This window comes from Lentibacillus sp. (assembly GCF_035301925.1).
GTDB lineage: Bacteria > Bacillota > Bacilli > Bacillales > Amphibacillaceae > Lentibacillus.
In genome coordinates, this window is the sequence record NZ_DATGTI010000021.1 from 1 (window position 1) to 10,458 (window position 10,458).

The 10,458-nt window shown below is 45.3% G+C and carries 9 protein-coding genes and 1 pseudogene; 2 read left to right on the plus strand and 8 right to left on the minus strand.

Annotated features, from left to right (window positions below; all coding sequences use genetic code 11):
- Positions 1 to 100 precede the first annotated feature (100 nt).
- Positions 101 to 652, minus strand: coding sequence for an NAD(P)H-dependent oxidoreductase (locus VK080_RS02150; protein WP_324223164.1), 552 nt, complete (start codon positions 650 to 652; stop codon positions 101 to 103).
- Positions 653 to 982: 330 nt separating this feature from the next.
- On the opposite strand from VK080_RS02150, the gene VK080_RS02155 reads away from it, so the two are divergent.
- Both VK080_RS02155 and VK080_RS02160 read left to right on the plus strand, forming a co-directional pair.
- Positions 983 to 1,459: a hypothetical protein gene (locus VK080_RS02155; protein WP_324223156.1), complete on the plus strand. Its 477-nt coding sequence runs from the start codon at positions 983 to 985 to the stop codon at positions 1,457 to 1,459.
- A gap of 55 nt (positions 1,460 to 1,514) precedes the next feature.
- Positions 1,515 to 2,546, plus strand: coding sequence for an aldose epimerase family protein (locus VK080_RS02160; RefSeq protein ID WP_324223157.1), 1,032 nt, complete (start codon positions 1,515 to 1,517; stop codon positions 2,544 to 2,546).
- 509 nt (positions 2,547 to 3,055) lie between these two features.
- On the opposite strand, the gene VK080_RS02165 is transcribed toward VK080_RS02160, so the two are convergent.
- From VK080_RS02165 to VK080_RS02195, 7 genes and pseudogenes are all read right to left on the minus strand, one after another.
- Complete coding sequence (locus VK080_RS02165; protein WP_324223158.1) at positions 3,056 to 4,048, minus strand: Gfo/Idh/MocA family oxidoreductase; 993 nt, start codon at positions 4,046 to 4,048, stop codon at positions 3,056 to 3,058.
- A gap of 38 nt (positions 4,049 to 4,086) precedes the next feature.
- Entirely contained in the window at positions 4,087 to 5,262 is a 1,176-nt protein-coding gene (locus VK080_RS02170) for a sugar ABC transporter permease (protein ID WP_324223159.1), read from the minus strand.
- Entirely contained in the window at positions 5,240 to 6,781 is a 1,542-nt protein-coding gene (locus VK080_RS02175) for a xylose ABC transporter ATP-binding protein (protein ID WP_324223160.1), read from the minus strand. Before VK080_RS02175 ends, VK080_RS02170 begins: the two co-directional genes overlap by 23 nt.
- 71 nt (positions 6,782 to 6,852) lie before the next feature.
- The gene (gene xylF, locus VK080_RS02180) at positions 6,853 to 7,932 is read right to left on the minus strand and encodes a D-xylose ABC transporter substrate-binding protein (protein WP_324223161.1); all 1,080 of its coding nucleotides are present in this window, start codon (positions 7,930 to 7,932) and stop codon (positions 6,853 to 6,855) included.
- Between the two features lie 104 nt (positions 7,933 to 8,036).
- Positions 8,037 to 8,396, minus strand: coding sequence for an FIMAH domain-containing protein (locus tag VK080_RS02185; RefSeq protein WP_414672200.1), 360 nt, complete (start codon positions 8,394 to 8,396; stop codon positions 8,037 to 8,039).
- Between the two features lie 93 nt (positions 8,397 to 8,489).
- Entirely contained in the window at positions 8,490 to 9,989 is a 1,500-nt protein-coding gene (xylB, locus tag VK080_RS02190) for a xylulokinase (RefSeq protein WP_324223163.1), read from the minus strand.
- A 4-nt stretch (positions 9,990 to 9,993) separates the two neighbouring features.
- Positions 9,994 to 10,458 (minus strand): annotated as a pseudogene (locus tag VK080_RS02195) (xylose isomerase); the annotation flags it as partial.

A 10,458-nucleotide genomic window follows, 5' to 3' on the forward strand; every position in this document is an offset into this window, starting at 1 on the left:
CCTAAGTTTAACTTTGCCAGCCCAGAAGAGAAGTCGTTTCACAATTCGCTTCCAAACCACCCTGTAAGAAGGAGCCACTTTACCGGATTGACCCAGCCCTTTACCGCTTCATCCGGTCATTGATACTCCGCTGCAGAAACAAAATTTCGTCAGCAAGATTTCGCAGCCGCTTGGCCACCACTTTATCGACAATTTCTTCACTTTCCAAATCAAAGCAATCATTCTGAACAAAAACATTCCCTGTAGGCACCAGCCCTTTAAAATACGAAAGAACGGGTTTCAACTGATATTCGGTTACTAGAAAATGCTTCTCCGACAAGCCTGTTGCGACAATGCCGGTCACCTTATTTTTAAAAGCATATTCCGGAAAATGGTCCAACAGATTTTTCAATACCCCGGAGATAGAAGCTTGATAGATTGGTGTGCCAAACACTAAGCAATCTGCAGACATGATTTTGTCAGCTACCGGCCAAGTGTCATCGTCAAAATAAGCAAGTGGGGATCCATCAGCGAATGACAGGTCATAATCCCTTAAATCAATGAGTTCTGTCTTCAAAGATGTGTCCATCAGTTTGGCGGCTGCCAGTACATCATAAACAGCCTTGGATGTCTTATTCCCAGCCAGTGTTCCTGATACGCCAACTAACTTCAACATAATGCCTCCTCGCAGTTCCAACATTTTTATCTTGTGTATGCATTATTTATTTTCCAAATATGGAGCGAAGCCTTTCCGTAATCCGCCGCATAGAGACATGCAGGCGATACCTTAACGTCCTCTCATAAACACGATATGGGTTTTCACGTATCGTGCTGAATCTTTTTGTTGCGGGGAATGTGCTGATATTCCTTATGATGATCTTATGCGGGGCCGTTACATGGAGAGGCTGTACAAATATTTTAATGGATTACATGCCGCTTTCCAAATTTTCCATTCGACGCGGGGAATTTTAGGGAGATTCTCGCACGGGGTGGGCTGCTTTCGATGAGTTGGAGTCGTCCTCACGGTTGGAAGATGCTCTCAGACGGTTTGGACAGCTTCCCGCTCGTTTTGCTGACTTTCCCGCACGGTTTGGGGCCCATCTCGCACGGTTCATTCGCTTCCTCGCTCGGTTTGGGATGGATGTCGCACGTTTCGGTGACTTTCTCGCACGATTTGGCGGTACTCCCGCACGATTTGGCTCGCATGACGCACGGTTTGAGACTGCTCTCGCACGAATTTGGGCGCACGCCGCACGGTTTGAGACTGCTCTCGCACGAACTTGGGCACATGCCGCGCAGTTTGATGACGCTCTCGCTCAGTTTGGGTTGTGTGCCGCACGTTTCAGCGCTGCTCTCGTACGATTTGAGGCGGCGTCGATTAATGTTCTCGCCCGCTCAAAACCATGTTATTGAAGATTTTTGGCACAGGCCAAAAATCCCCTTTACAAAATTCAATAAGGCCGAAAAAACCACCTCATAAAAATATCTGTATGATACAATGTGGTTAACTTCAACTTTCTTCAGGAGCTGATAACGTGAATGTAACCTCGGAACAACTACACACCGGGTGGGAACAATTTAAAATACTGAATGACAATCATATGCAAATCAGCATTTTGAATTATGGCGGCATCATTACGGAAATCCTTGTTCCTGATAAAAGCGAGCAACCTGAAAATATCGTACTGGGCTATAAAAATATTGAAGATTATAAAACAGATCCCCATTTTTTCGGAGCGATTATCGGACGCGTTGCCGGCCGAATTCAGGATGCTGCGTTCACGCTTGGTGAGAAAACTTACAAACTGGATGCGAATGATGACAAGAACTGTCTGCATAGTGGTTCAAATGGATTCCACGGTGTCATTTGGGAGGCAGAACCCTTTCAAACAACCGAAGAAGCCGGCGTTAAACTGATACATACTACCCCTGATGCCGAGGGTGGATTTCCCGGTACTATTGATGTGACTGTCACATATACCCTGAATAACCGGAACCAATTAATCATAGATTACGAGGCAATCAGTGACAAAACGACTCCTCTAACATTGACGAACCATTCATATTTCAACTTAAGCGGGAATATGAAAAATACTATTGAACAGCATCAGGTAAAAATGAACAGCAGCCGCTTTGCTGAACTCGATAAAAATCTGATTCCTACAGGCAATCTGCTGGATGTCTCCGGAACGCCATTTGATTTTAAGCAAAATAAAAAACTTGGTGACGGCATTTCAGCTGACACCGAACAAAACATCCTGGCCGGTCGTGGATATGATCATTATTTTGTCTTTGATCGTGAAAAAGGAAACATCACTGTCAAAGAGGAATCCAGTGGGCGGATGATGGAAATTGAGACAAACCAGCCAGGAACGATCATGTACACAGCGAATAATCTGGCAAATGGACTGGACTTAAAGGAAGGGCCTTCCCGGAAACACCTAGGTGTATGCTTTGAGACGCAAGGTTCCCCTGCATCGCTGCACCATGAAGGCTTTCCATCCATCATACTGGAAGCAAACACATTATACTCAAAACAAACGACATTTTCTTTTAGCGTGGAATGAAACAAAGGTTCCCAGCTTGACCGGGAGCCTTTGTTTTGATTTAAGGAAGCTTTTCAGCTGAACCCGAAAATTGACACTGGAAAGCGAGTTTTATTGCTTGAGTTGGGGGCAGTTTTGTACGAGCAGGAGCAGGGAGTGAGGATTGCTTGCACGCGTTGCAACTGCTCTCGCACAAGTTGGGGCTGATCTCGCACGACTTCAAGGCTTCCTCGCACAAGTTGAGACTGATCTCGCACGACTTCGAGGATTCCTCGTACAAGTTGAGACTGATCTCGCACGACTTTGAGACTTCCCCACACGAGTTGAGGCTGCTCTCGCACGACTTCGAGCATTCCTCGCACAAGTTGGGGCTGTTCTCGCACGACTTCGAGGATTCCTCGCACAAGTTGAGGCTGCTCCTGCACGAGTTCAACGCGTCCTCGCACGACTTCGAAGGTTCTCCGCTTAATCTAGGGGTACCACTAAAAATAATGAACCCGGGCCGTAAATCGCAGACCGGGTTTTCGGCTTCATTCACAAATAGTCTTTTCACCTGTTTGGATTGATTCCAGACAGGCTTCAATGACTTTAAGATTGTTTATGCTGTTTTGCATGGTGTGCACTGTTTTGGTTCCAGATATAATGGCTTCCGAGAAATGCTCAACTTCAGCTCTATATTGATCTTCATTTATGGTTTCTTCACGTCTTACACCGTCTTTCTCAAAGATTACCAGCCCATCCCCGCCATTCAAATCAGGGCGGTATGCACGCGGGACCATAATACGACCCTTGGTTCCGACCACTTCATATTCCTGTCGGAAGGCTGATTCAAAACTATTATCAAACACAGTCATGATATTATCCGGGAATGCCATATAAGTGACCGCATCAGTTTCAACCCCATATTCCGGATCGCGCTTCGCATACACATGGACAGATAACGGCTCGCTATTTAATAGATGACGGATGGAGTGGATGCTGTAGCACCCAATATCATAAAACGTCCCCCCACCTTTTGCAGCATCCATCCGGATATTATCTTTTTTGTCTGTCAATGGAAAAGAAAAGCTGGATCTCACAAACTTGACGTCGCCTATGTCGCCACCACCGATAATCTCCTTCACCCTTTCATGTTGGGAATGAAAATAGTACATGAATCCTTCCATAAAGTGAACACCGTTTTCCGTGCACGAACGTTCAATTTCTTTCATATCATCAGATGTCAGCGCAGCAGGTTTTTCACAGAGAATATGCTTACCTTTGTTTGCTGCTTTTATTGCCCACTTTTTATGTAAGTGATTCGGGAGTGGTATATAAACCGCATCTATTTCCGGAACATTCAGAAGTTCATCATAGCTGTTATAATACTTGGGAATTCCGAATTTCCAGGCGGCTTTTGAAGCATTGCCGCTAACGCTTGCGATTGCTGCCACCTCAGCATTTTTTGACCGTCTGATTGCTGGAATCAATTGTGTCTGCGCTATATCTGCTGTACTTAAAATACCCCATTTCACCATATTCATTGTCCCCATCTCCTCCGGTAAAATTGTTTATAAAGTTTTTATGCTGCTGAGGTCTGTTTCTTGCTGGAAATATCAATCCACACGGCAACGATTAAAATTAATCCTTTTACTATCGATTGCCAGAACGTTTCAATGTTCATCATGCTCATACCGTTATCGATACTCGTCATAATCAGTGCACCAATAATCGCACCGACAATATTGCCTCGGCCACCCATCAAACTAGTTCCGCCAATGACACACGCTGCAATTGCATCGAGTTCGTACATTTCACCTGCACTGACACTTGCTGCGTTAAGCCGGCTCGTTAAAATAACGCCGGCTGCTCCCGCAAGCGCCCCCATCAGGACGAAGACAGATAACGTGTTTCGCTTAATATTGATTCCTGACAAGGCAGCAGCTTCTTCGTTGCCGCCAATCGCATAAATATATCTACCAAAAGAACTTTTACTTGAAATGAAAATAAACAAACCGCCAAAGAAGATGACGATGAGCAAAGGAACTGGAATACCGTTGTAACGATTCAGCATATATGTGAGCAGTAGTATTAAGATGGCGTAGACGAGTAATTTTCCATAGATTTTAACAGGATATTCAATCATCAAACCTAATTGCTCTCGTTTATTCTGGTTTCTCCAGGCTGAAAAGAACAATAAAACGACGCCCACAACTGCTAATACATAACCAGCCCAGTATGGCAAATGACTGTTCGCTATCGCTCTGAAGCCATCATTCAGGGGTGCGACTGTCTGTCCCTGACTTATGCCGATTAAAATACCCCTGAAAATCAGCATACCACCCAGAGTGACGATAAATGCGGGCACTGCGCGGTACGCTACCCACCATCCTTGCCATAGGCCGAGTAGAGCGCCAACAACTATCGCAGCCATTACCGACCAGACTGTGTCCCATCCGAACCATACTTGAAGTATAGCAGCAATGCCGCCGGTCAATCCAGCCAGGGACCCTACCGAAAGATCAATATGGCCGGCCACTATGACAAGTGTCATGCCAATGGCCAGAACAGCGATGACCGTCATCTGTGCAAACAGGTTTGATAAATTTCGTGATGACAGAAATTCACCACCAGTCAGCATACCAAATATCAAGACAATCATAATTAAAGCAACCACCAAAGCGTAGGACTGCATATTAAATTTAAAACTTAATCCGGATTTCTTTTCAGCTGGTTCATCCGCTGATTGTTGACGCATGATTTTCCCTCCCTTTTGTCGCCAATTTCATGACCCTTTCCTGCGTGGCTTCTTCCCTTGGGAGTTCTCCCGAGATGGTGCCATCCGACATCACAAGGATACGGTCTGACATGCCCAGAACTTCCGGCAGCTCAGAAGATATCATGATAATCCCTACGCCTTGCTGGGATAATTCATTGATAATTTTATAGATTTCACTTTTTGCTCCGACATCAATCCCTCTTGTCGGTTCATCCAAAATGAGAATTTTTGGATTGGTGAACAGCCACTTGCTTAAAACAACTTTTTGTTGATTTCCGCCGCTTAATTGTTCAACTTCCGCTTCCAGACTGTGGGTTTTTAAATTGAGCTTATGGGTAATATTCTCTGCTTCCTTCAACTCCAGCGAGGCGTCAATCAACCCTCTGGGCATAACTTTCTGCAATCCGGCCAGTGTGGCATTTTTGGTAATTTCCATCCCCAATATCAGGCCATACCGTTTACGATCCTCCGATACATAAGCTAAGCCTGCACTGATGGCATCGGATGGTTTTTTAATATCTGCTGATTTTCCATCAATTTTTACCTCTCCGGATTTTTTGCCTGGATATCCGCCGAACAGACTGATAAAAAGCTCGGATCTGCCGGCACCCATTAAGCCTGAAACCCCCAAAATTTCGCCTTTCCTTAGCATAAAAGAAACATTATCTGCCATTTTTTCACCCGTTGTTTTATGATGGAAGGAATAGTTTTTGACACGTAATATTTCATCCCCGACCTCATGTTCTTCATAAGGAAAATAGTCAGTTAATGATCTGCCTACCATTTTGGAAACAATCGTATCCTCTGTTATGTCACTGACACTCAATGTATCTATTGTCCGGCCGTCTCTTAAAACGGTTACCGAATCAGCAAGTCTCATCACTTCATTAAGTTTGTGGGAAATATAAATGCATGTCACACCATTGGCTTTAAGGTCTTGTAAAATCTCCATTAATACTGCCACTTCACTTTCAGTAAGCGCTGCCGTTGGTTCGTCCAAAATGAGTATCTCTGCATGCTTTGTAAGGGCCTTGACGATTTCGATCAATTGTTGTTTGCCAACTGTCAGCTCACCTAATTTCCGCTGTGGATCTATATCCAAACCAATTTGATCCAGCCACTTCCTTGCTTCTGCATATAGATTGTTCCAGTTCAGTATTTTTTTCTTCATCAAGTCATTGCTTAAGAAAATGTTTTCTCCAACTGTCATTTCCGGGACCAAAGCCAGCTCCTGGTAAATGATTGCTATTCCCGCTTCCTGTGATTCCCTGATATTGCGAAAGCTGACTTCCTTGCCCTCAATCATTATGTTTCCGTCAAAGCTGCCGGCAGGATATACGCCGCTTAAAATCTTCATAAGTGTGGATTTACCGGCACCATTTTCACCGCATAAAGCATGAATTTCTCCTTTTTTTACGGATAAACTGACATTATCCAATGCCTTGACACCAGGAAACGCCTTAGTGATGCCTTCCATTTGCAAAACATACGCATCCATATAAAACTTTCACCTCTTTCATAAACTGAATAGGGAAGAGGAGAGTCCCTCCTCTTTTCCCCAACACATCCCTATGACGGCTTTTCCGGACGTTCATCTTCCGGTACATTTTCATAGACATCCTCGAATGAATGAAAGCCATCCGCAATAACTGTATCAACAAGGTTATCCTGGCTAACTTTAATTGGATCGAGTTTAATAAATGGAACATCCGTCGAGCCATTATTAACAGTGTCTTCTGTCTCAACTTCTTTACCTTCAGCAAGTTGTACCGCTACTTCAGCATTCTTCTCTGCAATGTCCTGAATCGGCTTATAAACCGTCATCGACTGCGTACCTTCTGCGATTCTTTGTACCGCAGCTAAATCGGCATCCTGTCCGGAAATGGCAACGTCACCTGCAAGATTTTGGGCAGTTAGTGCCTGAACTGCGCCACCAGCCGTGCTGTCATTGCTTGCCACAATAGCATCAATATCATTGTCGTTTGCAGTCAGCGCATTTTCCACAATACTCAACGCTGCCTCAGCAGACCAGCCTTCTGCCCATTGGTCCCCAACCACTTCAATGTCACCGCTTTCAATTAATGGATCCAAAACATTCATTTGGCCGTCCCTGAACATTTGCGCGTTATTATCCGTCGGTGCGCCGCCCAAAAGGAAATACTTACCCGTCGGCACCTGATCAACTAAATATTCGGCTTGCATCTCACCGACACGCTCATTATCAAACGACACGTAAGCGTCAATTTCTGCATTGTTTATTAAGCGGTCATAAGCGACAACTGGGATACCTTCTTCCTTCGCTTGCTTAACGACAGGGCTTAGAGCATCAGAGTTATTGGCAATGATCACTAATACATCAATGTCCTGGGAGAGCATATTTTGAATTTGGGATAACTGTTTCTCATCTTCACCATCAGCTGATTGAACCAAAACCTCCGCACCCAGTTCCTCCGCCTTGTCCATGAAGATATCACGATCATGCTGCCACCTTTCCAGCGTTAAATCAGCAACAGAAAGCCCGATCGTTATATCACCGTCTGATGACGCATCGTTATTATCACTGGAGGCGTCCTGTCCGCATGCCGCAGCAATGCTCAACAATAGAACTGACAGGATCGCTAAAGCCCCGGATTTCAAAACCTTCCTCATTAAAATGACCCCTTTCATGTTTCGAATTGAATGTGTTCTGGTCCTCTTTGTTCATCTAACGAACAAACAAAGTTGTCGTAACATATACTCAACATCCTATAGCGTCACAAAGATCCCTGCTGCCTTTCCGACATCAAAAACACCGCATTTTTATCAAGCACGTTATAGGCATAGTCTGAAATAAAAGCTTTTTCATGCCAGTGCTCCAATTTTTCCATGAATTTTGCCATATGTTTAAGTGCTTTTTTCGGTTCTCCCTTTTCTTCAAAATGGCTCGCCGTTTGCAATTTCGCTTTCAATGATCGAGCAGCGCCAATCGGAAAGGCGTCTTCACACCTGTCTTTCATTGCCGGTACTTCCAAGGAATCAATCGAGTCAGTTTCTGCTTCTGCATAAGTGAGACTTGTTCCAGCTGTCGCTAACAACACGAACGATAACCCCGCAATAAGTGACGTTCGAACCATACTTTTCAACCAATATACCTCCTTTTAAATTTGATATATCAATAGGTTCAATCTGAAATAATTGAACCTATTCCAAGTGTCGCCTCTTTAACGTTAGTTCCTGTATTCTGTTAGTCTTTCATTCAAATCTTTTGTCCGGCCATAAATATCCTGATATATACGAAACAAATTTTTATATTTCTCCACATTTTCCGGTTTTGGCACGAATGTTTTGTCTGCCATCACAAATTCCTCCGCACACACCTTTAATGAATCAAACCAGCCGCATCCATAGGCAGCGAGCATGGCCGCTCCCATACCTGGTCCTTGTTCACTGGACAGTTTCACGATGTTGGCATCAAAAATATCAGCCTGCATCTGCAGCCAGACATCATTTTTCGCTCCGCCCCCGGTTGAAACAATCGTGTCAATCGTCTTGCCGCTTTTTCGAAAAATATCAATCGACTCATTCAGCGAAAACGTAATGCCTTCCATGACAGCGCGCACAAAATCCCGTCTTTCGTGCGAGCTGTCCATCCCGATGAAGCTGGCGCGTATTTTGGCATCTGCGTGGGGGGTACGTTCGCCTGCCACATAAGGGGTGAACAGCAACCCGTTAGACCCGATCGGAACAACATCAGCGCCAGACAGTAAATCGTCAAAGGATTCATTCTTGGCAAATACATCTTTGAACCAGCTGAGACTGTACCCTGCTGCAAGCGTAACGCCCATCGTATAGTAAGCGTCCGGGGCACCATGGTTGAAATAATGCACCTGTCCCCGGAAGTCTTTATCATGGCTGGATTCATAGGACAAGACCACACCGGATGTGCCGGTACTCACCAACGTTTTGCCGTCTTCCAGAATACCGGATCCGATGGCACCGCATGCATTATCAGCACCACCGGCGAACACCCGTGTTATTTTAGATAATCCGGTCGCTTCTGCCACTTTAGCATTAACGTGCCCCACTTCATCTGTCGAGGCAACAAGCCGCGGGCACATGTCATAATCGATGCCGGTAAGATCACATATCTCCTGGCTCCAATTTTTTTCCGCAATGTCGAGTAATAAGGTCCCCGCTGCATCCGAGTATTCCATATGAAGTTCTCCTGTTAGTTTATAGCGCACATAATCTTTTGGCAGCACAAATGTCGTCGCTCGCTCAAATATCTCAGGTTCATGCGCTTTTACCCAAAGCATTTTGGGCAACGTAAACCCTTCCAGCGCCGGGTTTTTCGTAATCTCTTGCAAACGTTCCCCGCCAACCTTATGATAAATCTCCTGGCATTGCTCGGTTGTGCGGGTGTCATTCCAAAGAATCGCATTACGCAGGACGTTATAATCGTCATCAAGCAGCACAAGCCCGTGCATTTGGCCCGAAAAACTGATCCCTTCAATGTTGTCGGGATCACCCTCAAAATGGCTAAGCATCTCCCGCAACCCTGCAATGGTCTTCTCCACCCACACATCCGGATCCTGTTCACTATATCCGGTTTGCGGCTGGATCAGCGGATATGGTTTGGACACTTCCTGAGCAATGTCACCATCCTGATTCACGAGCAAAAGTTTAACGGCACTCGTCCCTAAGTCAACACCAATCACATATGTCATGGCATTATGCTCCTGCATATTCTTTCAGCAAATACTGGTTGATGGTCGCTTTTATTTGCTCAAGCCGGCCGGACTCATTTTGAATGTCATCCAGGCTCAAGGCATGCTGCTCAAGCTTATGGAAGTCTGCTGTACCATCTTCAACCGCTTTCCCGACGCCACTGTCAAAACTGCTGTAACGTTGTTCAACAACTTTATCAAGGACCTTATCATCGATTAGCCTTTGCGCGACTTTCAGCCCGACTGCAAAACTGTCCATGCCGGCAATATGAGCGTGAACCATATCCTCCGGTGTGAACGATCCCCGGCGGACTTTTGCATCAAAGTTCAAGCCGCCGCGGCCAAGACCGCCATTTTTAAGAATTTCGTACATGGCAAGCGTTGTCGCATACAAATCGGTCGGGAATTCATCAGTGTCCCAGCCGAGCAGCGGATGGCCCTGGTTCGCGTCAACCGATCCCAAAATATT